We start from the raw sequence: 23,994 nt of genomic DNA on the forward strand, positions 1-23,994 counted from the left end.
CCGCTCCTGCTATTTGGCCGCTCTCATCCCGCTCCTCTTGTTTTCGTCGCGGCCAGGCATCGCCTGGGAGAGCTGGGGTGGCGATCCCGGTGGCTCGCGCTTCTCGCCATTGCGAGAGATCACGCCCGACAATGTCGGCAACCTGGTTCGGGCCTTCGAATTCCACACGGGCGATCTCGCGGCGCGGCCGCCCGGGGTGATGCGGCGAACCAAATTCCAGGCGACGCCGCTGTTCGTCGAGGACAGCCTGGTCTTCTGCTCGCCTTTCAACGAGGTGATCGCGCTCGATCCCGGTACGGGCGCGCAGAAATGGCGTTACGATCCCAGGATCGCGATGAACCAGCGTCCCGCCAACCGCTACGTCTGCCGCGGCGTCACTTACTGGATCGACGATGAGGCGCCTGTAGATGCCGCATGTCGATCGCGTATCTTCATGGGCACGAACGATGTTCGCCTGATCGCGCTCGATGCGAAGACGGGAATCCCCTGTGCCGGCTTCGGCGAGGGCGGTGAGGTCAGGCCCGACATTGGCATGAAGCTGGAATGGCCGGGCGAATTCCAGATCACCTCGCCGCCGGCGGTCGGCCGCGGGGTCGTCGTGGTCGGCTCCGCGATTGGCGACAACCGCCGCGTCGACGCGCCGAGCGGTGTGGTGCGTGCGTTCGATGCGCGTAGCGGTCAGCCGCGCTGGACGTTCGAGCCGCTCAAGCGCGACGGCATCGAAGCCGGTCACGCCAATGTCTGGGCGCCGATGTCGGTCGACGCGGTGCGCGGACTGGTATTCCTGCCGACGTCCTCGCCGTCGCCGGATTTCTGGGGCGGCAAGCGGCCGGGCAACAACGAACATGCCAATTCGGTGGTCGCGCTGCGCATCGAGACGGGCGAGCTCGTATGGGCATTCCAAACCGTGCATCACGACGTCTGGGATTACGATCTGCCGGCGCAACCGACGCTCACGCGCATCGACGCCGGCGATGGTCAGCGCGATGTCGTGATCCAGCCGACCAAGCAGGGCTTTGTCTTCGTGCTCGATCGCGACACCGGCAAGCCGGTGTGGGCGGTCGAGGAGCGTAGCGTCCCGCAGGGGGCCGCGGAAGGTGAACGGCTGTCGCCCACGCAGCCATTCCCGACGCATGTGCCATCGCTGATGTCGCAAAAAATCTCGGCTGAGGATGCGCTCTCGCTCGTTCCTAGCCTGCGCCGCTCAGCATGCGAGAAGCAGTTTGCGGAGGCACGCAACGAGGGCCTGTACACGCCCCCCTCAACCCAAGGCACGCTGGAGTTTCCCTTCACCGGCGGCGGAGTGAACTGGGGCAGTGCGGCCTTCGATCCCGTCAACCAGGTCCTCTATGCCAACACCAGCCGGGCCGTTCATCTCATCAAGCTGATTCCGCGGGCGGAGGCGGTCGGATTCGATCCTCCGCCCGGTCATGATTTCGGCCAGCAGACGGGTGCGCCGTTTGCGATGTCGCGTGCGGTGGCAATGTCGCCGCTCGGGCTTCTTTGCAACAAGCCGCCCTGGGGCGAGATGGTCGCGGTCGATCTGAAGGCCGGCAAGATCCTCTGGCGTTCGACGGTCGGCACCACCGAGGATCTCGCCCCGCTCGGCGTGCCGCTGCCGTGGGGTGCGCCGCTCGTCAACGGGCTCGCGGTCACGGCAGGTGGGCTCGTCTTCACCGGAGCGATGGACGCCTATTTGCGCGCCTTCGATGCGCGCAGCGGCAGGGAGCTGTGGCAGGGTCGGCTGCCCGTGCCCGGCGTCGCCAATCCCATGACCTATCTCTGGAAGGGCGAGCAGTATGTCGCGATCGGCGCCGGCGGCCACTCCGAGGCAGGCACCTCGATCGGCGACAGCGTCGTTGCGTTTCGCCTGGCACGGCCGGGCGAGGGGCCGTCGCTGTGGTCGCGTACGATCGATCGCCCCGGTGGACGATTTTTTGCGGCATCATCGGCGATCGCGGTCGCGATCGTCGCGCTCGTGGTTGCAAGCCTGCGCTGGCGTCGCCGACGTCGTGTCGCGCGAACATGACGCAGCATCACGCGCGCGATGCGAATGATCGTTCACATCGTATGCACTACTGTACGAAAGCGAGGCCGATGCGCCTGTCGCTACGCCAGACAGGGCGGCATTTTCGCACGAAATTGTCGCGCGCGATCGCGAGCGTGAACGATTGCGGCAATGTGACGAGGGCATCGAGGTCGATTGCGGCGCCGTCCGCCGACATGTTTCGCACCGTGCATGTGATGCCGCTGTTTTCAAAGGTGATCTTTCCACCCTTGAAAACACGGTAACGCTGCGCTGCACGCTTCTCGATCATCCGCGTCAATCCATAATGATCTTTGTGAAGTAGTGCATAGAAATTACGTTGAACTAAACTCAATACTGGCGCTACTTGCACAGCGCTTCAGATTTCGTTTACGACGTCGAAGCGGAAGTCACTCCGCGGATTTTTCCCCAAGCCGTTCCTTTGTGGCGCTACGCGCCGATGGAGATATTGATGAAGACCACGTTTTCGCTTCTGTTCGCCGCAGCGCTCTCGCTCTCGTCCATGCCCGCCCACGCCACCAAGCTCGATCTCGCGACCATGAGCTGCAAGCAGTTCCTGGAGAGCGGCGACGACACCATCAAGATGGTGCTGACCTGGATGGACGGCTGGTACAAGGGCGACGAAGAGAATGCGATCATCGACACCGACGTATTCGTCGAGAACGCCAAGCAGTTCGGCAGCTATTGCGGAAAAAATCCCAATGTCAGCATTGTCACCGCGGCTGACGAAGTGCTCGGCAAGTAATTTCTGCCGCGTGTCGGCACGACGCGCGATCACAACCGCGCTTCCCGTCTCGACATGACGCCATTGAGAGCCGCGGTGCGCATTGCGCTCACGCGGCTTTCTTCTTTCGGATGATGCTCACCCCGGCAGCATCGCGAACGCGCTCGACACCATCGCCACCGGCTTGTTGTCGGTGGCCGAGAGCAGCGTGACCCGGCCAAAGCTCATGGTGCGTCCGAGTCGCACCACGCGGGCGTCGGCCAGCACGTCCGACGAGGAGACCGCGCGCATGAAATGCGTGGTCTGGTCGACCGTCGTCATCGGACGATAGCCGCGGTTGGCGGCGAGGTTCGCGATCACCATCGCGGTGTCGGCGAGCGCCATCAGGGCCTGGCCGCAGACCACACCACCGTTGCGGCACAGCCGCTCCGAGAACGGCATGCGCAGGAGCGCTGCCGGCTGCCAGTCCGGCACGTCCGGCGGCGGCAGGTGATCGATGCGCTCGACCGACAGGTTGAGATCCTGGACCCAGGGCGCAAAGACTTCGCCGAGGATGCGTCGGGCCTCATTGATGCCGAACTCGGCTTCTGGCTGCGATGGCATTGCTGTCGTTCCCTCCTGTATTGCCGGATGTTCGGCATTTCGAGCGGACCGGCGCGGCAAAGTCGCCGGTCTGCCGCGGGTCCCGTCGGCTTGAAAATGCCTGACTTCGCCCGGTATGATGCCATGGAGTGGGTATGGGTAGGTGATGTTGCGTAGGTATGTCCTCGTGTTTTGTCTGGCCGGGCTCGGCCTGTTGCTGAACGGGTGCACCAAGTGCGGCCCGATCTGGGACGACTGGCTCCACGCGCCGAAATCGTGCAGATCGGACCGGCTCTAGCGGGCCGAGCGGCCCCTGCGGTTGTGGCAGGGGTGACAAGGCGCGGGCGACCCGCGCCGCCATGGATGATCAAGGAGTCAATGATGAAGCTTTTCCGTATGGCCGCGGTGCTGGCTGTTCTGGCGGGACCGACCGTGCTGGCGGGACCGGCTTATGCGCAAATGCCCAATCTCAATTTGCTGCAGGAGGGGCCTGGCAAGACCCCCGAGGAGAAGGCCGCTGAGGCCGAGCGTGACAGGGCTTACAAGGAAACGCTGAAGAAGATTCCAGACTCCAAGGCGTCCAACGATCCCTGGGGTGGCATGCGCTCCGACCCGCCGAAGCCGTCGGCGGCGCCAAAGGCGTCGGCCGCAACCGGTGCGCCGAAGAAGAAGTCCGGCACGACTGCCAATTGACCTTCCGCCCGAGCGGCGGCGGTTGAATGCCTCCGGCCGGGACTCCTCTTTGATCGGCCTGCTTCCTACATTGCGCGGGAGTGTATCGCGTCGAGGAGAGCAGAACATGGCCGATCGTCCGCGGGATCTCGCCGAGCGGATGGCGCGCCGGCGAAAAATGGGCGGCAAGCCCGGCCCGACGGCCGGCGACGGCTATCTGCGCGAGACCTTCACGCTGCCGCGCGCGGCGGCACGGGAGAGGGCGCAGGCTTTCTTCGCCCGCTACCCCAAGGCCGGCTATATGAGCGCGGTCGAGACCTGGCGCGAGCTGCCCGGCGGCGACATCGAATTCACGATGCGGCGGCTGCCCAGCGCGGATTAGGGCCGGCCCCTATTCGAAGGTTTCGGATGTGATGCGGATCCGGAATACGGGCTCCTTGGCCTCGTCCAGCAGCTCCATATTCCATTCGGAATTTTCCTGGAGCTTGCGGGCGATGCCGGCGGCCATGTCGGCGCAGACGCTTGTCATCTCCTTCCAGGCCAAATCGCGATCGGCAAATTCCGACGCCTGGTCGGCACAGCCGGAATAGCGGCCGTTCCGGATTCGAAAGAAGTAGAGCGGCATGGTTCGCACCGATCGCGCCTGATGGCTCCGTCCCCACGGCCATAATCCCGGCAGTCCAATCCCAAACCGTCGGCAGATCAATTCCGGTCGGCTACGGAATAGCCCCATGGACGCGGCTTGCGCCCTGCAAGCCATGCTGCGCTCAAGTCATGGCGGCTGCGGCGCGCAGGGGCGCCATGCCGCCGACGATCTCGGTCCGGCCGTTCAGGCGGTTTTGCGCCCGATCGCCTTCAGCTCCCGATCGATGCGCAGCTGCACCCGTCGGATCGCCAAGAGATCGATCTTGGTCTCGGTCTTGCCGGTCTTGATCTGCTCGCCGATGCTGAGAACATGCTGGGCGGCATAATATTCCAAGGGAAAGCCAAACCTGTCGGTAAGCCCCGGATCGCTCACGGCTATCGCGCAAACGCACGCGCTCCGGAACATACGAAATCGAAATTCGAAAGACGCCGGCCGCGCGCGTCGGCGCGAGACCTCATGCCCGTGGTTCTCCGGCCAAGAACAGAGTTCCGAGAATGGGTAAGGGCGCCTTCCGGAACGCGGCGGCATGTGCCTTGCTTGGCCCGATGCGGCTAAGCAACATGGACGCGTCATGCCGGGCATTCCCCGCCGCTATTCTCATTTCGTGTTCGGAATCATCCAGTCCGGACTGACCTCGCTGATCGCCGCGGGCATCGCCAGCGTTCCCGCAGGGAACGCGCTGGACTTCCTGGCGCACTGGATGGTGTCGTGGCTGATCGCATGGGCGGCGATGCTGCCGATCGTGCTGCTCGCAGCGCCGGCGATCCGCGCCTTCTCGCTGCGGCTGACGCAGGAGGAGGGCGGTTCGCAAACCGGCCGGCCGGCGTGAAAATCGGAATGAAAAAACCCCGCTTGGGAGAACCAAGCGGGGAGAAGGTTATTGGAGGCTGAGGTGCTGGGCTGCAACACCATAGCCGGGCGACCCTAGCCGGTTCAGCTTACGACAGCCTGACAAGGCCCAATGATGGCAGCAAAAGCCGGAGCGCGGGGGCCGCAGACTGGCCCCGCACCGGTCCCAATTTCGACATCCGTTCGCACAACTCAGGACACAACCGCAGGCGAGATTTCGCGGCGACGGTGCTGCCATGGGGGAAAACGTGGCGTGCCGGCAACGGGGTGGCATCATGGACAACGTAGAGCGGTCATTCGCCGCCGCGACGGCGGCTGGCTTCGTCGTGCTGGTAATCGGCATCGGGTTGCTGGTTCTGCTGTAGGCGCTGTTGGGTGCGGGAGATGGCTCCGAGGGTGGAAAGGCCCGTGCGCGCCTTTCAAAAACGCGAAAACAACCCCATGCACAGTAGTGTGCCTACAAATTTCCCCGTCCAGTCAATGGCTTACTGGTGAGTATTTAGATACCATATCGGCTCGGATTCGCCTTTCACGGCTATCCGAATCCCGATTCCTGAGATCAACGGGCGGCCGCTCCGGCACCGTCGCCAGCGCGGTCCCAGCGGCCTAATGAACCTTGATCGCGTCCAGCGGCAAACGGAGTTCGGCGGCACGCTCTTCGCGATCTTTCTTGCGGAACTCGTTTTCCTTACGCTCGAACTTGCTCAGCTCCTCCCGCGCCGCCTCGAGCAGCGGAGTGCGCCGGGCCGTATCGTGATGCGTGTTGTTCGTCATGACTGAAGTCCCCAGAGTTGCGGTATCGTCCAAGAGGCTATCCAGGAGAAGGCCGCAGACCGCGAAAGGTTCGGTGCCGGACGATTGCGGAATTCTGACGGCGCACAGCGCATCCGTCTTTGATGCGCGTCAAGCAGCCAAAATCGCAAAAGAACATATTGCGAACCTAGAACAAATAGGGTACATTGTTTTTATCGCCGCGCCACCTCGCCAATCGTTTGTCCCTCACGCGAATCCTCGTCATAAGGAGCACGACCCGATGTCCACCACTGCCCTGCGTATCGTCGAAGGATCCTCCATGGACAAGAGTAAAGCTCTCGCCGCCGCGCTCTCCCAGATCGAGCGTCAGTTCGGCAAGGGCTCGGTGATGAAGCTCGGCAAGAACGACCGTTCGATGGATGTCGAGGCGGTCTCTTCGGGCTCGTTGGGGCTCGATATCGCGCTCGGGATCGGCGGCCTGCCGAAGGGGCGCGTCGTGGAGATCTACGGGCCGGAATCCTCGGGCAAGACCACGCTGGCGCTGCACACGGTGGCGGAAGGGCAGAAGAAGGGCGGCATCTGCGCCTTTATCGACGCCGAGCACGCGCTCGACCCGGTCTATGCGCGCAAGCTGGGCGTCAATATCGACGAACTCCTGATCTCCCAGCCGGACACCGGCGAGCAGGCGCTGGAAATCTGCGACACGCTGGTGCGCTCCGGCGCGGTCGACGTGCTGGTGATCGATTCGGTCGCGGCGCTGGTGCCGAAGGCCGAGCTCGAGGGCGAGATGGGCGATGCGCTGCCGGGTCTGCAGGCGCGTCTGATGAGCCAGGCGCTGCGCAAGCTGACTGCGTCCATCAACAAGTCCAATACGATGGTGATCTTCATCAACCAGATCCGCATGAAGATCGGCGTGATGTACGGCTCGCCCGAAACGACTACCGGCGGCAATGCGCTGAAATTCTATGCCTCCGTCCGCCTCGACATCCGCCGCATCGGCGCGATCAAGGAGCGTGACGAAGTGGTCGGCAACACCACGCGCGTCAAGGTCGTCAAGAACAAGCTGGCGCCGCCGTTCAAGCAGGTCGAGTTCGACATCATGTACGGCGAGGGCGTCTCCAAGATGGGCGAGATCCTCGATCTCGGCGTCAAGGCCGGCATCGTCGAAAAATCCGGCGCCTGGTTCTCCTATGACAGCCAGCGTCTTGGCCAGGGCCGCGAGAATTCGAAAGCGTTCCTGAAGGCTAACCCCGACATCACCGCCAAGATCGAGACCTCGATCCGCCAGAACTCCGGCCTGATCGCCGAGCAGATTCTGGCCGGCAGCCCCGAGCGTGACGCCGACGGCGAGGAGCCGGCGGACGAGTAAGCTTCAACAGTAAAGTTTTTCGCGAGGAGCGGGCGCTGAGGACGTTGAGTTGCCGACGTCTTCGGCGCCTGTTTCGTTTGGCGTGGGGGCACCGGGTGGTGCGATGAAGCGTCTGATCTTGACCAGTTCGTCCGGAGGCCAGCTCGCACGATCCGGGTTGGCGGAGCTTGTCATCTCATCCTCGTTTCACTTTGAGTGGGGACCGCTGCCCTCGCCCGAGAAGCTCGCAGCCTATTTCGCGCCGCGTTCGGCGAATCTCGGGCCTGGTGATCATTGGTCTGATTGGGGCATCCGGTGGCGCAAGAGCATCAAGGATCGCAAAGACTTGTCCCTTGCGGACTTCTGCGAGCAATATGACGTGGTTGAACTTTGGTTCGACCCAGCTCCCCGGGATCAATTGCAGCTCGTCTGCCTGCTGGACCACCTCAGCTCCTGCTCCTCGCTGGTGCCAAAGCTTCGACTTCGACTTGTCTGATCCGAGCTGACGACAGCACACGGTGAGGATCTCGCTGCGTCCGAGCCGCACATTCATGCCGTGCCTGTTAGGGCCCAGGAGTTCGAGACTGCCCGGTTGGCGTGGTCGGCCTACCACGCGATGACCCCTGAGGCGTGCGTCGATCTCCTTCACCAGGATCTCAGTGCATTGCTGATGCTGCGCCCGGCCTTGCTCGATCTCTTGGCAGAACTGCCGTCGCCTTTCACGGGTCTCGGTGCGACCGAGATGCGATTTCTGGAGCTCCTTGCCAGAGGGTTTGCAAACACGAATGCGTTGTTTCACCTGCGCTCGCAACGGCGCACATATGGGTTCGGAGAATTTGAGTTGGGTTCGTTGCTCGAGGGGCTCGCGCTCGGCCCCAAGCCCGTAGTGGCCGGGTTGGGCGACGAACTGCGCACGATCGATCGCGAAAATTTAAGAGCTCGGCACGAGGTCTATCTCCGCAGCCGGTTGTCGTTGACCGAGTTCGGCAGGGCCGTCCTGGCCCATCAGGAAGATTTCAGTCGCCACAATCCGATCGACCGCTGGTGGGGCGGCACGCACCTGACCAATGATCGGCTGTGGCGTTACGGTAATGTTTTGACGAAGCCTTGAGGCCACGGCATGACGCGGCTCATTGTCACGACCGACTCGTCCATCGCCGGCGCTATTCAACAGGCGGGCCTTGCCGACCTCGTGATTGCCATCGAGCGCCGGCTGGTCTGGGGACCGTTGCCAGCCGATGCAGAGCTGGACGCATTCTTTGCGCCGCGTACGACACAGCCCCGCGGGCTTCACTGGCTCGACGATACGCCGTCCTGGCGTCTCGAGGAATCAGGCGTGAAGGATCGAGGACTGATTGAACTGCTCGCGGAATATGACACGGTCGAGTTTTGGCGAGGGCCGGAGCCAAATGCGCAATTGATCCTGCTCTGGCTGCTCGATCATTGGGGCCGCCAACACGATGCAAATCCCGACTTTGTCGTGCGCTCCCTGTTCTTGGGTGTCAGGGATGTCGACCCACCGCGAAGCGAACTCTACCCGCCGGCTGTTGCGATCACACCTCGTCAACTCAAATCGGCCAAGCGTGCATGGCGGGCCTATCGCGCGCCGACCCCGCAAAGTTGGAGGGATCTCTTCAAGACCAATTTGAGCTGGTTGCCACAACTCGCCCCTCACGTGAGGGCTCTGCTCAACGAACTTCCGCGTCCCGCCTCAGGCCTTGGAGCCACGGAAGCGCGGATACTCCAGCTCATCGCGCGAGGCGGCATGCAGCCTTTCGATGTCTTTCCGGGCCATCAGAAGTGCAACGGGCTGGATGTGTATGGTTATTGGGAAGTTGGAGCGCTGCTTGACGGCCTTGCGCGGTGCGAGAGGCCGGCCGTGTCGGGACTGGATCAAGGTCCGTTTTCGCTAGAGATGCACGACGATTCAAGTCAGTTCGATCGGTACGAGCGGTCGCAATTGACGCTGACCGAGTTCGGAAAGGCGGTGTTGGGAGGCGACCAGGATTTTCGCCGGCACAACCGGATTGATCGCTGGTGGGGCGGCACTCACCTGACCAACGAGCGACTCTGGCGGTGGGACCCCGAGACCCGCTCGTTGGTTGCGCCCTAAATGCGTGTTCCGTGCCGGAGGGTGGGTTAGCGAAGTGTAGCCCACCTCTTCCATTTCGCCAGAGACAGAAGTGGTGGGTTACGCCAGCGACTGCGCTTCGCGCAGCCGGTGGCTAACCCACCCTACAAAACGGTTACTCCGCCGCCTCCGCGTAATCGCTCACCGGCGGGCAGGAGCACACCAGGTTGCGGTCGCCATAGACGTTGTCGACGCGCCCGACCGGGCTCCAGTATTTGTCGGTGCGCGAGGTGCCCGCGGGGAAGCAGCCCTCGGCGCGGGTGTAGGCGCGCTTCCAGTCGTCATCCGCGATGTCGTGCACGGTGTGCGGGGCGTGGCGGAGCGGCGACGCCTCGATCTTGAAGCGGCCGGCCTCGACCTCGGCGATTTCCTTCCGGATCGCGATCATGGCATCGCAGAAACGATCGAGCTCCGCCCTGGATTCCGATTCGGTCGGCTCGATCATCAGCGTGCCCGGCACCGGAAAGCTCATGGTGGGCGCGTGGAAGCCGTAATCGATCAGGCGCTTGGCGATGTCGTCGACGGTGACGCCTGAGGTCGTCTTCAACGCGCGGGGATCGACGATGCACTCATGCGCGACGCGGCCTTTCTCGTTCTTGTAGAGCACTGGGAAATGCGCATCGAGCCTTGCAGCCACGTAGTTGGCGTTGAGGATCGCGATCTCGGTGGCGCGCTTGAGGCCTTCGCCGCCCATCATCAGGATGTAGATGTAGGAGATGGTGAGGATCGAAGCCGAGCCGAACGGCGCGGCCGAGACCGGCCCCACAGGCGCTTTCCCATCCGTCGCGGGATGACCGGGCAGGAACGGCTTGAGGTGCGCCTTGACGCCGATCGGGCCCATGCCCGGGCCGCCGCCGCCATGCGGGATGCAGAAGGTCTTGTGCAGGTTGAGATGGCTGACATCGGCGCCGTAATCGCCGGGCCTGCTAAGGCCGACCTGCGCGTTGAGGTTGGCGCCGTCGAGATAGACCTGCCCGCCATGGCCATGCACGATCTCGCAGATCTCGCGGATGTGCTCCTCGAACACGCCATGGGTCGAGGGATAGGTGATCATGACCGCGGCGAGGTCGTTCGAATGCTTCTCGGCCTTGGCGCGGAGATCATTGACGTCGACGTCGCCGTTCTTCTCGCAGGCGACCACCACCACGTCCATGCCGACCATCGCGGCCGAGGCCGGGTTGGTGCCGTGCGCGGAGGAGGGGATCAGGCAGATCTTGCGATGCGTCTCGCCACGCGCCGCGTGATAGCCGCGGATCGCGAGCAGCCCGGCATATTCTCCTTGCGCGCCCGAGTTCGGCTGCAGCGAGATCGCGTCATAGCCGGTGATGTCGCACAGCCATTTTTCCAGCCGCGCGAACAGCGCGTAGTAGCCCTTCGCCTGCTCAGGCGGGGCGAACGGATGCAGGCTGCCGAATTCCGGCCAGGTCAGCGGCATCATCTCGGTGGTCGCGTTCAGCTTCATGGTGCACGAGCCGAGCGGGATCATCGCGCGGTCGAGCGCGAGGTCGCGATCGCTGAGCTTGCGCATGTAGCGCAGCATCTCGGTTTCCGAGCGATGCGCGTGGAACACGGGGTGAGTGAGGAAAGAGGTCGCGCGCTTGAGCGTCTCCGGCAGCGCCTCGCGCGTGGTGGCGTCGATCTCGGCATAGGCAAGCTGGCCGCCGAAGGCGCGCCAGACCGCTTCGACCGTCGCGGGCGTGGTGGTCTCGTCGAGCGCGATGCGCAGAGCGCTCTCACCAATACCGAGATTGATCTTCTCGGCAGAGGCGCGGGCGACGATCTCGGCGCGTTTGCCACCTGCATCCACGCTGAGCGTGTCGAAGAAACTGTCGGACTGCAGCGCAAAGCCGAGCTTGCGCAGGCCGGCAGCCAGCACCGCCGTGCGGCGATGCACATTGCGCGCGATCTGCGAAAGGCCTTCGGGGCCGTGATAGACCGCATACATCGAGGCGATCACGGCGAGCAGCACCTGCGCGGTGCAGATGTTGGAGGTCGCCTTCTCGCGGCGGATGTGCTGCTCGCGGGTCTGCAGCGCGAGGCGATAGGCCGGCATTCCGCGCGAATCCACGGAGAGGCCGACGATGCGGCCGGGCAGCGAACGCTTCAGCGCATCGCGCACCGCCATATAGGCTGCGTGCGGCCCGCCATACCCCATCGGCACGCCAAAACGTTGCGCCGAGCCGATGGCGATGTCCGCGCCGAGCTCGCCGGGCGAGGCGAGCAGTGTCAGCGCCAGCAGATCGGCGGCAATGATCGCGAGTGCGCCCTTGGCCTTCAGGCTGGCGATCGCGGGCCTGAGGTCGCGCACAGCGCCTGACGAGCCCGGGTATTGCAGCAGCGCGCCAAGCACGTCCGTCTTGTCGAGATCGGTGAGGGGGTCGCCGACGACCAGGGTCCAGCCCAGCGGCTCCGCGCGGGTGCGCATCACGGCGAGCGTCTGCGGATGCACGTCCTTGTCGACGAAGAAGGCCTTTGCTTCGACCCGCGAGTGCCGCTCGGCGAGTGCCATCGCTTCGGCGGCCGCGGTGGCTTCGTCGAGCAGCGAGGCGTTGGCGACGTCGAGCCCGGTGAGGTCACAGATCATGGTCTGGAAGTTGAGCAGCGCCTCCAGCCGGCCCTGGCTGATCTCGGGCTGGTAGGGCGTGTAGGCCGTGTACCAGGCCGGGCTCTCCAAGATGTTGCGCTGGATCACCGCGGGCAGGATCGTGCCAGAATAGCCCTGGCCAATCAACGAGGTGAAGACCTGGTTCTGGGCGGCGAGTTCGGCCATATGCGCGATCGCCTCGGTCTCGCTCAAGGGCTTGCCGAGATCGAGTGGAGCAGTCTGCCGGATCGAAGCCGGCAGCGTCTGCGCCATCAGCGCGTCGACGCTGTTTGCGCCGACGGCCTCGAGCATCGCGGTGACGTCGCGCGTGGAGGGGCCGATGTGGCGGCGAACGAAGCTCGTGGTATCGCCGTTGGATTTGCGGTGCGCGGTCATCATGGGTCCTCGCTAGGAGTTGCTGTCATCGCCCGCGAAGGCGGGCGATCCAGTACGCCGCGGCCTCTCGGCTCTAGCCGAAGCGGCTGCGTTTACTCGATGCCCCGCCTTCGCGGGGCATGACAGTGAGTATGGGGAGACGGCTCGGCTCATATCTTCACGCCGTGTGGGCCTTGTACGCCGCTTCATCCATGAGGCCGCCGAGCTCGCTCTTGTCGGCCATCTTGATCTTGAAGAACCACGCATTGCCCTGCGCGTCCGAGTTCACCAGCGCCGGCTCGCTCGCGAGCTCGGGGTTGGTCTCGAGCACCTCACCGCTAACAGGCGCGTAGACGTCCGATGCGGCCTTGACCGATTCCACGACAGCGGCGGCTTCCGCCTTCTTCAGCACGCGGCCGAGCTTGGGCAATTCGACGAACACGACGTCGCCGAGCTGCGATTGCGCGTAGTCGGTGATCCCGACGGTGGCGACATCGCCGTCGATCGCGAGCCATTCGTGGTCGGAGGTGTAGAGCGTCGTGGTCATTTTCTCAGTCCTCAGCGTTTGTAGGTGTTTTTCACGAAGGGCATGGCGGCGATTTGCACGGCCAGGCGTTGGCCGCGCACCTCGGCGAAGAGTTTTGTGTCGATCGCGCTCGATGCTGTCGGCACATAGCCCATCGCGACCGGCGCATTCAGGCTCGGGCCGAAACCGCCCGAGGTGACCTTTCCGATCGGCTCGGCGGAGGTCGCATCCGCAAACAGCAGCGCGCCTTCGCGCACCGGCGCGCGGCCCTCGGTGCGCAGGCCGACGCGGCGGCGGGATGCGCCATGGTCGAAATGGGCGAGAATCTTTGCCGCGCCGGGGAAGCCCCCGGCACGCGCGCCGCCGGTGCGGCGGCTCTTCTGCACCGACCATTCCAGTGCGGCCTCGACCGGCGTGGTCGCGGTGTCGATGTCGTGGCCGTAAAGACAAAGCCCGGCCTCGAGCCGCAGGCTGTCACGGGCGCCGAGCCCGATCGGCATGACGTCCGGATTGTCCAGCAGGGCCTTGGCGAGCCGTTTGGCATCGCCGGCAGGAACCGAAATCTCAAAGCCGTCCTCGCCGGTATAGCCTGAGCGCGAGACGAAGCAGTCGAGGCCGGCAACCCTGTGCGGGCCGGAATCCATGAATTTCATGGCGGGTGCTTCTGCACACAATTTCGCCAGCGCCGATTCCGCCTTCGGCCCCTGAAGCGCGATCAGCGCGCGGTCAGTCAGCTGCTCGATGACGCAATCGTCCGAGAGATTCGCGCGCAGATGCGCCTCGTCCTCGGCCTTGCAGGCGGCGTTGACGACCAGGAAGAGGTGATCGCCGAAATTGGCGACCATCAGATCGTCCAGAATCCCGCCCTCGGCATTGGTGAACTGGGCGTAGCGCTGCCGGCCCGGCGCGATCGCCAAGATATCCTGCGGCACCAGCCGTTCCAGCGCGCGGGCGGCGTCCTCGACCTTGCCGGATTTCGGCCTGAGTGCGATCTGGCCCATGTGGGACACATCGAACAGGCCGGCTGCGTTGCGGGTATGAAGGTGCTCCTTCAGGACTCCGGCCAAATATTGCACGGGCATGTCATAGCCCGCGAACGGCACCATCTTGCCGCCGAGCGAGACATGAAGATCGTAAAGGGGGGTACGTTTCAGGGAATCTTTGTCGTCACGTGCAAGCATCGGGGGGCCCTCGGCGGTTCCCCGGGAACGATTTCCCGTGGACACCAGTCGAAGCCCCATCTGTCGCTGTGCCTGAGAGTATTATCCCGTCGGCGGACGCTGTCCGAACCTACCCTTTAAAAGGTCTTGGCCCGTCGGCGCCTCTTTCCAGATGCTGTCAAAGCCACGCGGTCCTTTTGCCTGAGAGTTTCCGGGGCGGTTGCTCCTTCGGCGCCGGCTACCATTGCCGGTCTCTCCCGACGTGGCCGTACGATACAGATAGGTAAAGACCACAGGCCGGCCAAGCCTGTCAACGCGGCATCGGCGGCTTTCCAACGGATTACGCGACTGCGGCAACGCCTTGATCTGGCTGCACAGTTTCTGGACAGCGAAGCTGGCCTTGTCTAAAAGCGCATTGGCCCGCAGATATCAGCCCAAACTTGCGGTTTGGATGGCTGGAAGGCGGGTGCAAGCACACCCGATTGGATGAACATGAGCGGCGTCAACGAGATCAGGTCGACCTTTCTGAATTTCTTTGCCGAGAACGGCCACGAGATCGTGTCGTCCTCGCCATTGGTGCCGCGCAACGATCCGACGTTGATGTTCACCAATGCCGGCATGGTGCAGTTCAAGAACGTCTTCACCGGCGTCGAGAAGCGGCCCTATCAGCGCGCCACCACCTCGCAGAAATGCGTGCGCGCCGGCGGCAAGCACAATGACCTCGACAATGTCGGCTACACCGCGCGCCATCTCACCTTCTTCGAGATGCTCGGCAACTTCTCCTTCGGCGACTATTTCAAGGAGCGCGCGATCGAGCTGGCCTGGACGCTGATCACGAAGGAATTCGGGCTCAAGAAAGACAAGCTGCTCGTCACGGTCTACCACACCGACGACGAGGCGGCCGGGCTGTGGAAGAAGATCGCGGGCTTCTCCGAGGACCGCATCATCCGCATCCCGACCTCGGACAATTTCTGGGCGATGGGCGACACCGGGCCGTGCGGGCCGTGCTCGGAGATCTTCATCGATCGCGGCGAGCACATCTGGGGCGGGCCTCCGGGCTCGCCTGAGGAGGATGGCGATCGCTTCCTCGAATTCTGGAATCTCGTCTTCATGCAGTATGAGCAGGTCACGAAGGAGGAGCGCGTGGCGCTGCCGCGTCCCTCGATCGACACCGGCATGGGGCTGGAGCGCATGGCCTGCATCATGCAGGGCGTCGACAGCGTGTTCGAGACCGACCTGTTCCGTCATTTGATCGACGCGACCGCGTCGGCTCTGGGAAGCGGACCGGACGAGAAGACCGTGGCCTCGTTCCGCGTCATCGCCGACCATCTGCGTTCGTCGGCCTTCCTCGTCGCCGACGGCGTGCTGCCCTCGAACGAGGGCCGCGGCTATGTGCTGCGCCGGATCATGCGCCGCGCGATGCGCCATGCGCAGCTGCTCGGTGCGCAAGAGCCGCTGATGCATCGGCTGGTCTGGGCGCTGGTGCGCGAGATGGGCCAGGCCTATCCGGATTTGATGCGCGCGGAAAACCTGATCGAGGAAACGCTGCGGCTGGAAGAAACCCGCTTCCGCAAGACGCTGACGCGCGGCCTCGCCATTCTCGACGAGAAGAGCGCGTCCTTGAAGAAGGGCGACATGTTCGACGGCGACGTCGCCTTCACGCTGTACGACACCTACGGCTTCCCGCTCGATTTGACGCAGGACGCGCTGAAGTCGCGCGGCATCAGCGTCGATCAGGCCTCCTTCACTGACGCGATGGAGCGTCAGAAGGCCAAGGCGCGCGAGTCCTGGAAGGGGTCTGGCGAAGCGGCTTCCGAGGCGATCTGGTTCCCGCTGCGTGAGAAGCTGGGCGCAACCGAATTCCTGGGTTACGAGACCGAGACTGCCGAAGGCGTGGTGACTGCGCTGGTCAAGGACGGCAAGGAAGCCACGAGCCTCAAGGCCGGCGAGACGGGCGCGATCGTGCTGAACCAGACGCCGTTCTACGCGGAGTCCGGCGGCCAGGTCGGCGACACCGGCGTATTGACCGGCGAGGGCGGCATCAACTTCCGCGTCACCGACACCCAGAAGAAGCTCGGTGATTTCTTCGTTCACGTCGGCACATTGGAGAGCGGCGAGCTGAAGCTCGGCACCGCGCTGCAGCTCGAAGTGGATCACGGCAGGCGCTTTTCGATCCGCGCGCATCATTCGGCGACCCATCTCATCCACGAGGCGCTGCGCCAGGTGCTCGGCGACCACATCGCCCAGCGCGGCTCGATGGTCGCGCCGGATCGTTTACGTTTTGACTTCGTGCATCCGAAGCCGATCACGGCGGAAGAGCTCGCGCGCGTCGAGGACATCGCCAACGAGGTGGTGCTGGAGAATGACGAAGTCTCGACCCGCGTCATGGGCGTGGACGAGGCCCGTGAGGCCGGCGCACGCGCCCTGTTCGGCGAGAAATATGGCGACGAGGTTCGCGTCGTCTCGATGGGCCGGACCGCGCGCGAGCGCGGCGCCAACGCACCCGGCTGGTCGGTCGAACTTTGCGGCGGCACGCATGTCAGGCGGACCGGCGACATCGGGCTGATCACGCTGACGGGCGAGAGCGCGGTCGCCTCCGGCGTGCGCCGCATCGAGGCTTTAACCGGCAACTACGCGCGAAAACACGCCAACGACACCATGGCGCTGGCGAAGACCGCGGCCCACGAGCTGCGCACCTCGATCGACGACGTCCCGGCGCGCATTGCCGCTCTGATGGAGGAGCGCAAGAAGCTCGAGCGCGAACTCTCCGACGCCCGCAAGAAGCTGGCGATGGGCAGCGGTGCAGCTTCGAGCAACGGCGCGGCCTCAGGTGTGCGCGAAGTCGGCGACGTCAAGCTGATGGCGCGCGCGGTCGAGGGCATCGAGATGAAGGATCTCAAGAGCCTTGCCGACGACGGCAAGAAGCAGATCGGCTCCGGCGTCGTCGCTATCGTCGGCGTCACCGAGGATGGCAAGGCCGGCGTCGTGGTCGGCGTCACCGCGGACCTCACTTCGCGTTTCAATGCGGTCAATCTGGTGAAGGTCGCCTCCGAAGCGCTCGGCGGCAAGGGCGGCGGCGGGCGGCCCGACATGGCGCAGGCCGGCGGCCCTGATGGCACCAATGCGGCCGCGGCGCTCACGGCGATCGAAAAAGCCATGGCTGAACAAAAATCGGCCGGCGCGTAAGCAGGTGCGCCCCGTTCCGCGAGGACGTGGCTCAACTGATCCCAATCTGAGGGATCGCCTCTACGAATTGCTGGAGCACGATCCGCTGGCCTACTCGGTCGGGTCGCGCTTCATCCAGCTGATCATTGGCGTCATCGTGCTCGACGTGATCGCGATGATCCTTGCCTCGGTGCCGGAGCTGGACGCGCAATTCGGCGCGCTGTTCGCGGCCATCACCATCCTGTCCGTGATCGTGTTCGCGCTGGAATATGCGGCGCGGCTGTGGACGGTGGCGGGCCATACCCAGCGCCCGGCGTCCGCGCTGTCCGACCGGCTCGGCTATGTCTTCTCCGCACTCGGCATCATCGATCTCCTCGCGTTCCTGCCGGCTGCGGTCGTGCTCGCCACGGGCCGGCATGCCACGCTGGCAGCGCTCGGCGTGCTGCCGTTCTTCAAGCTGGTGCGCTACTCGCCGGCGATGCGTTCGCTGCTTGCGGCCGTGCACGCCGAGCGGCGGGCGCTGATCGGCTGCATCGTCATCCTGATCGGCGCGGTTCTGACGTTTGCCTCGCTGCTCTACGCCATCGAGCGCGACGTGCAGCCGGACAAGCTCGGCACCATTCCGCAGGCGATGTGGTGGGCGATCGTGACGCTCGGCACCGTCGGCTACGGCGACGTCGTGCCGGTGACGGCGCTCGGTAAATTCATCTCCGTCTTCACCATCATCAGCGGCTTTGCCATGATCGCGCTGCCGGTCGCGATCATCTCGACCGCCTTTGCGGAAGAGCTGAAGCGGCGCGACTTCGTGGTCACCTGGGGCATGCTGGCGCGGGTGCCGCTGTTCTCGCATCTCAGCGCATCCGAGATCGCCGACATCATGCGGCTGCTGCGGGCGCGCACGATCGAGCAGGGCGAGATCCTGGTGCGGCGGGGCGATGCGGCCTCGTCGATGTATTTCATCACCGCCGGCGAGGTCGAGATCGCGCTGCCGAACCAGCAGGTGCGGCTCGCGGATGGCACGTTCTTCGGCGAGATCGCGCTGCTGCATAAGACAAAACGCAGCGGCACGGTGACGGCGACACGCAAGACCCGGCTGCTGGTGCTCGACGCCCAGGACTTTCACGCCTTGATCGAACGCATGCCGACGCTCGCCGCGCACGTCCACAAGACGGCAAAGGCGCGGCTGGAGGGCAGCGGCGACCTTGCAGTGGCGGAGCTGGCGCAGGTGGAGCGCGACGGCACCGACCGCTGAGGGCTCAGCCCTTCTTCAGGAAGACGTAGTCGGCCGAATAGGGCGCGCTCTTGAAGTCGCCGGCCTTGTCGCACGCGCCGTCGAGCTTGCCGCCATGGGTGTTGATGCGCTGAACCGTGGTAACGGGCGTGAGGACGCCGCTGCCGCGGTGGGCGGTCACTCCCAGCTTAAGCCAGGGAATGTCGGCGGCAGTGGTACCCGGCGCATTGCCGGCGGCCTTGGCGGCCACGGCGCTGCCGTCGGCATGCTCCCAGTTCGGTCCGGCATAGTGCCGGCCGATCGTCTTGCCCTCGGCGAGCAGGGTGGCGATCGGTTCACGAAAAGCCCAGGCGAGCTTGCCGTCGGTGCCGGCCTTGCATTCATAGACCTGCGCGCCCTCGGCGTGGACGCTGAGCACGATGCTCTCGCCGGGCGCGGCGATGGCGTCGGGAAGCGGGTCGGCGGCCACAGCCGGTCCAGCGAGCAGCAACAGGCAGGGGACGGCAAGCTTGATCGACATGGTCGCATCTCCGCGCAAAGGTCCAAATAAGCGAACGGGCCGCGCTTGCGACGCGGCCCGTGATGATGTCCGGCCCAGTCGGGCGAAATTGCGGACGGCTTACGCCGCCAGCGCCTTGCCGAGGTTCTCGGCGACCTTGTCGAGGAAGCCGGTGGTCGAGAGCCAGCGCTGGTCGGCGCCGACCAGGAGCGCGAGGTCCTTGGTCATGTAGCCTTCCTCGACAGTGTCGACGCAGACCTTCTCCAGGGTGTTGGCGAACTTGGCGAGCTCGGCATTGTTGTCGAGCTTGGCGCGGTGCGACAGGCCGCGGGTCCAGGCGAAGATCGACGCGATCGAGTTGGTCGAGGTCTCCTTGCCCTTCTGGTGCTCGCGATAGTGGCGGGTCACAGTGCCGTGGGCGGCTTCGGCTTCCACCGTCTTGCCGTCGGGAGTGAGGAGGACCGAGGTCATCAGGCCGAGCGAGCCGTAGCCCTGCGCCACCGTGTCGGACTGCACGTCGCCGTCGTAGTTCTTACAGGCCCAGACATAGCCGCCGGACCATTTCAGCGCGGAGGCGACCATGTCGTCGATCAGGCGGTGCTCGTAGGTCAAGCCCTTGGCGTCGAACTCCTTCTTGAACTCGCGCTCGTAGATGTCCTGGAAGATGTCCTTGAAGCGGCCGTCATAGACCTTCATGATCGTGTTCTTGGTCGAGAGATAGACCGGGTAGTTGCGCAGCAGGCCGTAATTCAACGATGCGCGGGCGAAGTCGATGATGGAGTCGTCGAGATTGTACATCTGCATCGCGACGCCGGCGCCCGGGGTCTTGAACACTTCCTTCTCGATGACGGTGCCGTCCTCGCCGACGAACTTCATCGTCAGCGTACCCTTGCCCGGGAACTTGATGTCGGTGGCGCGATACTGGTCGCCATAGGCGTGGCGGCCGATGATGATCGGCTTGGTCCAGCCGGGAACCAGGCGCGGCACGTTCTTGCAGATGATCGGCTCGCGGAAGATCACGCCGCCGAGGATGTTGCGGATGGTGCCGTTCGGCGACTTCCACATCTGCTTGAGGTTGAACTCCTTCACCCGGGCTTCGTCCGGGGTGATGGTGGCGCACTTGACGCCGACGCCGACCTTCTTGATCGCCTCGGCGGCGTCGATCGTGACCTGATCGTTGGTGTGGTCGCGGTACTCCATTCCCAGGTCGAAATATTGCAGCTCGACATCCAGGAACGGGTTGATCAGCTTGTCCTTGATGTACTGCCAGATGATCCGGGTCATCTCGTCGCCATCGAGTTCGACGACGGGGTTGGACACCTTGATTTTTGCCATGATCGGGGAAGCCTCTTGGGAACGGCGCTTGTGGCGCGCCACGGGAATATCCGCCGCCTCTTAGCACCGGGACGCGGCCGGCGAAAGCCAAGGGATTATGCACTTTTAGCTCATCCAGCCTCCGCAGATGGGGGGCGGGAGCAGCCCTGCCGCGGGGACCGGGCTGAGGTATCAGGCGAGATTCAAAAGTCGAATCCAACCCGTTATTTCCCTTGAGAATTTTGTCAGGACAGGCAAACGACAGGCGAACGGGCAGCCGGCCCAAGACCGAAGTCAAGACCAGGTCAGGACCGGCCTTGAATCAGTTCATGAAGAGCGCCTGTCCAAGACCTTGAGAACCAGTGTGAAAGCGAAACGAGATGTCCGGGACTGACAAGAGCAAGGCGGGCCTTTCCCTCGACGGTCCCATCGTGATCCTGGTCGAGCCGCAGCTGGGCGAAAACATCGGCATGGCCGCGCGCGCCATGGGCAATTTCGCGCTGAGCCGATTGCGCATCGTCAACCCTCGCGACGGCTGGCCCAACATCGCCGCCCAGCGCGCCGCCGCCGGGGCCGACTATATTCTGGACAAGGTCGAATTGTTTGACACGGTCGGTGAGGCCGTCGCCGACCTCGACCTGCTGTTCGCCACCACCGCGCGTCCCCACGACCAGGCCAAGCCGGTGGTGGGACCGGAAGCCGCAGCTAGCGAGATTTCCGGGCACGCCGCCGCCGGCGGCAAGGCCGGTATCCTGTTCGGCCGGGAGCGCTGGGGCCTGACCAATGAGGAGGTCGGGCTCGCCAACCGCATCATTACCTTCCCGGTCAATCCGGGCTTTGCCTCGCTCAACCTCGCCCAAGCGGTGCTGCTGGTCGGCTACGAATGGTTCAAGCGGGCGACCTCCGGCGAGCTGCCGCACGCCATGCCGGAGCGCTCCGAGCGCGCCTCGCAGCACCAGATGCAGGCCTTCTTCGACAATCTCATCCGCGAACTCGACCGGGTCGAATTTCTGCGCCCGGCCGAGAAGCGCGACACCATGCTGGTGAACCTGCGCAACATCTTCACCCGGATGGAGCCGACCAAACAGGACATGCACACCCTGCACGGCGTGGTGATGGCGATCGCGGAGGGACGGAAAGGACCGGCCAAGGGCGGCGTGCTCGACGGCGAGCAGGCAACGCGCCTGCGCGCGCTGTTGGCCGAGCACGGGCAGGGTGGCGGCGTGCCCGACAGCGGCTCCACCGTGCGCGGCCTCGCCCGTCTGCTCCGCCGCAACCCAACCGATGCCGAGCGGCTGCTGTGGCAGGCCCTTACACGCGACCGCCGCTTCGCAGGCCAGTTCAAGCGCCAGACTCCTGTGGGGCGGCATATCCCGGACTTCGTCTCGTTCCCGCACCGGATCGCGATCGAACTGGTGAACACGGGCGAGAACGAGACGATCGTCGCGGATCGCGCGTCGCGGCGGGCGTGGCTCGAGGCGCGCGATTATCGCGTGATCGAGATGCGGGCTGCGGACGTGGAGCGGGATCTCGAGGCGGAGCTGGTACGGTTGCAGGGGATGATCGAGGAGAGCGTGTAGATTTCGTCGGGAAGCAGAGCGAATGGTCTCTGTCGCTCACCTTGGCCGATCAGGGCCGGTTCAGCGCTGGAGGACCACCTTGCCGCCGACCAGGGTCAGGTCCACCTTGATGTCCTTGATCTGCTCCTCCGGCACGGCCGCGTAGTCAGCAGAGAGCACCACGATGTCCGCCAGCTTTCCGGGCTCAATGGTCCCTTTGCGCGCTTCATCGAACGTATAACGCGAAGCCGCGCTGCTGTAGAGCCGGAGGGCCTGCTCGCGCGTGATGGTTTCTGCCGAGCCGTAGACGTTTCCGTTGGGGTCCTTCCTGGTGACCATGATGTACATGTTGAGGAAGGGGTTGATCGGGTTGACCGGAAAATCCGTCCCGGCGCCGAGGCTGTTGAGCCCCATTTTTTCGATCAACGTCCTAGTCGGCACGGCGCGGTCGGCGGTTGCTTTCCCGAGAAATCGTTCGACGGTCGCTGCCTTATCCCACATGAAAACGTTCTGGAAATCTATGCGGACTCCCAGTCTTTGCGCACGCTCCATCTGTTCTGGCCGGATCAGGCTGGCGTGGATGAGGACGAAGCGACGGTCGCGGATCGATTTTTCTTTATCCGCTGCCTCGAAGGCATCGAGCACCTGGTCAATACCCAGATCGCCCACCACGTGGACACCGACACGCCAGTCATAACGGTTGCAGACGGAGATGAGTTGCTTCAGCCGCTCGGGAGTCTGCTGCGTGATGCCGTGATAGTTGTCGTGTGAATCGGGATACACGTCACGCATGAGCGCTGTCTTCAGCGTCATGCCGCCGTCGTAAAAGATCTTGATGCCCGCGAACTTGAGCCAATCGTCGCCGAAGCCTGATGAGGCCCCATTGCCTGACATGATCGCTTCCCATGCCGTCACATCGGCTGGGGGCTCCGGTCGAAACATCACGCCGGTGCGCAAAGTGGCTTTCCCGGCTGCGACAAGCTTCTGCAGCGTGCGGACATCGCGCGGCTCTGTTGCGCCTTCGATCACACTGGTGATGCCGAAGCTGTTCAGCACACCTTCGGCGATGGTGAATTGCCGCATTTCGTCGTCTTCTGTCCAGGGTGGTACGGCCTTCTCGACCCGATCGATCGCCGTCTCCACGAGCACGCCGGTCAATTCACCGGCTGCGTCGCGTTCAAACTTTCCACCACTCGGATCCGAGGTGGTCTTGTCGACACCGACCACTTGTAGAGCCATGGTGTTCGCCATCGAGAAATGCCCGACGGTGCGAAGATAGACCGGGTTGTTCGGAGCAACGCTATCGATCTCCTGCCTCGTGAGATAGCGCTTCTCGGCCAATTGCGAGGGCGGGTGCCACGCGCCACCTACAATCCACTCACCCGGCTTCTTCTTGGTGACGAACGATTTGATGGCCTCGAGCGCGTCCGCAACGGTCTTGGCTCGGCCCAGGGTTACGACATAGTCGCCCAGACCAGCGGCCTTGAAGTGAGCGTGTGTATCGATCAATCCGGGGATGACGGTCTTGCCAGACACATCGAGCACGCGGGTCCGGGCGCCTGCAAGCGCCTTGATCGAAGCACTGGTTCCGGTCGCGATGATCTTTCCATCCGCGACGGCGACTGCCTCCGTGACGGTCGATCGGTCGTCTAAGGTCAGAACCTTGCCATTAACGAGGACCAGGTCAGGCGCATTAAGCTCCGGCTGCTGTGCCTCGGCATTTGCGACGCCAGCGATGAACATGCCCGTAGCAAGGATTGCAAATGCCTTTAACTTGCGGACCATCGCGTACCCTCTTGGATCTTTTTTGCTTGGCGACAACTGCAAGA

General features: G+C 64.0%; 23 protein-coding genes and 1 riboswitch. Of the genes, 12 read left to right on the plus strand and 11 right to left on the minus strand.

The annotated features are described in order from the left end of the window. Positions 1 to 13 precede the first annotated feature (13 nt). A complete protein-coding gene (locus tag IVB13_RS30990; protein WP_247491403.1) occupies positions 14 to 2,029 on the plus strand; it encodes a pyrroloquinoline quinone-dependent dehydrogenase in 2,016 nt (671 codons plus the stop codon). Positions 2,030 to 2,075: 46 nt separating this feature from the next. On the opposite strand, the gene IVB13_RS30995 is transcribed toward IVB13_RS30990, so the two are convergent. Then, on the minus strand, positions 2,076 to 2,318 hold the full coding sequence (locus IVB13_RS30995; RefSeq protein ID WP_247297240.1) for a PilZ domain-containing protein: 243 nt from the start codon (positions 2,316 to 2,318) through the stop codon (positions 2,076 to 2,078). Positions 2,319 to 2,498: 180 nt separating this feature from the next. Here IVB13_RS30995 and IVB13_RS31000 point away from each other — a divergent pair, with 180 nt between their 5' ends. Then, positions 2,499 to 2,792: an HdeA/HdeB family chaperone gene (locus tag IVB13_RS31000; protein ID WP_007602202.1), complete on the plus strand. Its 294-nt coding sequence runs from the start codon at positions 2,499 to 2,501 to the stop codon at positions 2,790 to 2,792. A 117-nt stretch (positions 2,793 to 2,909) separates the two neighbouring features. On the opposite strand, the gene IVB13_RS31005 is transcribed toward IVB13_RS31000, so the two are convergent. Beyond that, positions 2,910 to 3,374 carry a PaaI family thioesterase gene (locus tag IVB13_RS31005; RefSeq protein WP_247491167.1) on the minus strand — a complete coding sequence of 155 codons (465 nt, stop codon included), beginning with the start codon at positions 3,372 to 3,374 and terminating at the stop codon, positions 2,910 to 2,912. Positions 3,375 to 3,734: 360 nt separating this feature from the next. On the opposite strand from IVB13_RS31005, the gene IVB13_RS31010 reads away from it, so the two are divergent. Further along, a complete protein-coding gene (locus IVB13_RS31010) occupies positions 3,735 to 4,046 on the plus strand; it encodes a hypothetical protein (protein WP_026233159.1) in 312 nt (103 codons plus the stop codon). 106 nt (positions 4,047 to 4,152) lie between these two features. Then, positions 4,153 to 4,407, plus strand: coding sequence for a hypothetical protein (locus IVB13_RS31015; protein WP_007612182.1), 255 nt, complete (start codon positions 4,153 to 4,155; stop codon positions 4,405 to 4,407). A 9-nt stretch (positions 4,408 to 4,416) separates the two neighbouring features. Here IVB13_RS31015 and IVB13_RS31020 read toward each other — a convergent pair whose 3' ends face one another. After that, a complete protein-coding gene (locus IVB13_RS31020; protein ID WP_018456379.1) occupies positions 4,417 to 4,650 on the minus strand; it encodes a hypothetical protein in 234 nt (77 codons plus the stop codon). Between the two features lie 204 nt (positions 4,651 to 4,854). After that, on the minus strand, positions 4,855 to 5,043 hold the full coding sequence (locus IVB13_RS31025; RefSeq protein WP_247491420.1) for a hypothetical protein: 189 nt from the start codon (positions 5,041 to 5,043) through the stop codon (positions 4,855 to 4,857). A gap of 199 nt (positions 5,044 to 5,242) precedes the next feature. On the opposite strand from IVB13_RS31025, the gene IVB13_RS31030 reads away from it, so the two are divergent. Then, positions 5,243 to 5,500, plus strand: a complete 258-nt coding sequence (locus IVB13_RS31030; RefSeq protein WP_247491169.1) for a DUF2798 domain-containing protein — start codon at positions 5,243 to 5,245, stop codon at positions 5,498 to 5,500. A 626-nt stretch (positions 5,501 to 6,126) separates the two neighbouring features. On the opposite strand, the gene IVB13_RS31035 is transcribed toward IVB13_RS31030, so the two are convergent. Then, positions 6,127 to 6,294, minus strand: coding sequence for a hypothetical protein (locus tag IVB13_RS31035; protein ID WP_018456375.1), 168 nt, complete (start codon positions 6,292 to 6,294; stop codon positions 6,127 to 6,129). A gap of 259 nt (positions 6,295 to 6,553) precedes the next feature. Here IVB13_RS31035 and recA point away from each other — a divergent pair, with 259 nt between their 5' ends. The 4 genes from recA to IVB13_RS31055 all read left to right on the plus strand — a co-directional run bounded on the left by recA (position 6,554) and on the right by IVB13_RS31055 (position 9,734). After that, complete coding sequence (gene recA / locus IVB13_RS31040) at positions 6,554 to 7,642, plus strand: recombinase RecA (protein ID WP_026233157.1); 1,089 nt, start codon at positions 6,554 to 6,556, stop codon at positions 7,640 to 7,642. 103 nt (positions 7,643 to 7,745) lie between these two features. Then, positions 7,746 to 8,117 (plus strand): hypothetical protein, encoded by a 372-nt coding sequence (locus IVB13_RS31045; protein WP_247491171.1) that lies wholly within the window; start codon positions 7,746 to 7,748, stop codon positions 8,115 to 8,117. 96 nt (positions 8,118 to 8,213) lie between these two features. Further along, positions 8,214 to 8,732 (plus strand): hypothetical protein, encoded by a 519-nt coding sequence (locus IVB13_RS31050; protein WP_247491173.1) that lies wholly within the window; start codon positions 8,214 to 8,216, stop codon positions 8,730 to 8,732. Between the two features lie 9 nt (positions 8,733 to 8,741). Beyond that, positions 8,742 to 9,734, plus strand: a complete 993-nt coding sequence (locus IVB13_RS31055; RefSeq protein ID WP_247475863.1) for a hypothetical protein — start codon at positions 8,742 to 8,744, stop codon at positions 9,732 to 9,734. Between the two features lie 133 nt (positions 9,735 to 9,867). Here the strand turns inward: IVB13_RS31055 and gcvP are convergent, their stop codons facing one another. From gcvP to gcvT, 3 genes are all read right to left on the minus strand, one after another. Further along, positions 9,868 to 12,732 carry an aminomethyl-transferring glycine dehydrogenase gene (gene gcvP / locus IVB13_RS31060; RefSeq protein ID WP_247475907.1) on the minus strand — a complete coding sequence of 955 codons (2,865 nt, stop codon included), beginning with the start codon at positions 12,730 to 12,732 and terminating at the stop codon, positions 9,868 to 9,870. A gap of 157 nt (positions 12,733 to 12,889) precedes the next feature. Then, complete coding sequence (gene gcvH, locus IVB13_RS31065) at positions 12,890 to 13,258, minus strand: glycine cleavage system protein GcvH (protein ID WP_085349374.1); 369 nt, start codon at positions 13,256 to 13,258, stop codon at positions 12,890 to 12,892. Positions 13,259 to 13,269: 11 nt separating this feature from the next. Then, a complete protein-coding gene (gcvT, locus tag IVB13_RS31070; protein ID WP_247491175.1) occupies positions 13,270 to 14,418 on the minus strand; it encodes a glycine cleavage system aminomethyltransferase GcvT in 1,149 nt (382 codons plus the stop codon). A gap of 159 nt (positions 14,419 to 14,577) precedes the next feature. Continuing rightward, a riboswitch (glycine riboswitch) is annotated at positions 14,578 to 14,667 on the minus strand. Between the two features lie 222 nt (positions 14,668 to 14,889). Between gcvT and alaS the strand changes: the two genes are divergently transcribed. Both alaS and IVB13_RS31080 read left to right on the plus strand, forming a co-directional pair. After that, positions 14,890 to 17,583 (plus strand): alanine--tRNA ligase, encoded by a 2,694-nt coding sequence (gene alaS, locus IVB13_RS31075; protein WP_247491177.1) that lies wholly within the window; start codon positions 14,890 to 14,892, stop codon positions 17,581 to 17,583. 4 nt (positions 17,584 to 17,587) lie between these two features. Further along, positions 17,588 to 18,814: a cyclic nucleotide-gated ion channel gene (locus tag IVB13_RS31080; protein WP_247491179.1), complete on the plus strand. Its 1,227-nt coding sequence runs from the start codon at positions 17,588 to 17,590 to the stop codon at positions 18,812 to 18,814. Between the two features lie 4 nt (positions 18,815 to 18,818). Here the strand turns inward: IVB13_RS31080 and IVB13_RS31085 are convergent, their stop codons facing one another. Beyond that, entirely contained in the window at positions 18,819 to 19,313 is a 495-nt protein-coding gene (locus IVB13_RS31085) for a DUF3455 domain-containing protein (protein WP_247491181.1), read from the minus strand. Positions 19,314 to 19,412: 99 nt separating this feature from the next. Continuing rightward, complete coding sequence (locus IVB13_RS31090) at positions 19,413 to 20,627, minus strand: NADP-dependent isocitrate dehydrogenase (protein ID WP_018456365.1); 1,215 nt, start codon at positions 20,625 to 20,627, stop codon at positions 19,413 to 19,415. 359 nt (positions 20,628 to 20,986) lie between these two features. Here IVB13_RS31090 and IVB13_RS31095 point away from each other — a divergent pair, with 359 nt between their 5' ends. Then, a complete protein-coding gene (locus IVB13_RS31095) occupies positions 20,987 to 22,186 on the plus strand; it encodes a TrmJ/YjtD family RNA methyltransferase (RefSeq protein ID WP_247491183.1) in 1,200 nt (399 codons plus the stop codon). A 60-nt stretch (positions 22,187 to 22,246) separates the two neighbouring features. Here IVB13_RS31095 and IVB13_RS31100 read toward each other — a convergent pair whose 3' ends face one another. Then, positions 22,247 to 23,950 carry an amidohydrolase gene (locus tag IVB13_RS31100; RefSeq protein ID WP_247491185.1) on the minus strand — a complete coding sequence of 568 codons (1,704 nt, stop codon included), beginning with the start codon at positions 23,948 to 23,950 and terminating at the stop codon, positions 22,247 to 22,249. Between the last annotated feature and the right edge of the window lie 44 nt (positions 23,951 to 23,994).

The sequence above is a fragment of the Bradyrhizobium sp. 17 genome, from assembly GCF_023073515.1.
Taxonomy (GTDB): domain Bacteria; phylum Pseudomonadota; class Alphaproteobacteria; order Rhizobiales; family Xanthobacteraceae; genus Bradyrhizobium; species Bradyrhizobium canariense_D.

Coding starts and splice junctions, on each gene's coding strand:
- IVB13_RS31035 (WP_018456375.1), bottom strand. CDS start 6,294: ATGACGAACAACACGCATCACGATACGGCCCGGCGCACTCCGCTGCTC.
- gcvT (WP_247491175.1), bottom strand. CDS start 14,418: ATGCTTGCACGTGACGACAAAGATTCCCTGAAACGTACCCCCCTTTAC.
- IVB13_RS31000 (WP_007602202.1), top strand. CDS start 2,499: ATGAAGACCACGTTTTCGCTTCTGTTCGCCGCAGCGCTCTCGCTCTCG.
- IVB13_RS31030 (WP_247491169.1), top strand. CDS start 5,243: ATGCCGGGCATTCCCCGCCGCTATTCTCATTTCGTGTTCGGAATCATC.
- alaS (WP_247491177.1), top strand. CDS start 14,890: ATGAGCGGCGTCAACGAGATCAGGTCGACCTTTCTGAATTTCTTTGCC.
- gcvP (WP_247475907.1), bottom strand. CDS start 12,732: ATGACCGCGCACCGCAAATCCAACGGCGATACCACGAGCTTCGTTCGC.
- gcvH (WP_085349374.1), bottom strand. CDS start 13,258: ATGACCACGACGCTCTACACCTCCGACCACGAATGGCTCGCGATCGAC.
- IVB13_RS31015 (WP_007612182.1), top strand. CDS start 4,153: ATGGCCGATCGTCCGCGGGATCTCGCCGAGCGGATGGCGCGCCGGCGA.
- IVB13_RS31020 (WP_018456379.1), bottom strand. CDS start 4,650: ATGCCGCTCTACTTCTTTCGAATCCGGAACGGCCGCTATTCCGGCTGT.
- IVB13_RS31010 (WP_026233159.1), top strand. CDS start 3,735: ATGAAGCTTTTCCGTATGGCCGCGGTGCTGGCTGTTCTGGCGGGACCG.
- IVB13_RS31095 (WP_247491183.1), top strand. CDS start 20,987: ATGTCCGGGACTGACAAGAGCAAGGCGGGCCTTTCCCTCGACGGTCCC.
- IVB13_RS31085 (WP_247491181.1), bottom strand. CDS start 19,313: ATGTCGATCAAGCTTGCCGTCCCCTGCCTGTTGCTGCTCGCTGGACCG.
- IVB13_RS31045 (WP_247491171.1), top strand. CDS start 7,746: ATGAAGCGTCTGATCTTGACCAGTTCGTCCGGAGGCCAGCTCGCACGA.
- IVB13_RS31005 (WP_247491167.1), bottom strand. CDS start 3,374: ATGCCATCGCAGCCAGAAGCCGAGTTCGGCATCAATGAGGCCCGACGC.
- IVB13_RS31090 (WP_018456365.1), bottom strand. CDS start 20,627: ATGGCAAAAATCAAGGTGTCCAACCCCGTCGTCGAACTCGATGGCGAC.
- IVB13_RS31100 (WP_247491185.1), bottom strand. CDS start 23,950: ATGGTCCGCAAGTTAAAGGCATTTGCAATCCTTGCTACGGGCATGTTC.
- IVB13_RS30995 (WP_247297240.1), bottom strand. CDS start 2,318: ATGATCGAGAAGCGTGCAGCGCAGCGTTACCGTGTTTTCAAGGGTGGA.
- recA (WP_026233157.1), top strand. CDS start 6,554: ATGTCCACCACTGCCCTGCGTATCGTCGAAGGATCCTCCATGGACAAG.
- IVB13_RS31055 (WP_247475863.1), top strand. CDS start 8,742: ATGACGCGGCTCATTGTCACGACCGACTCGTCCATCGCCGGCGCTATT.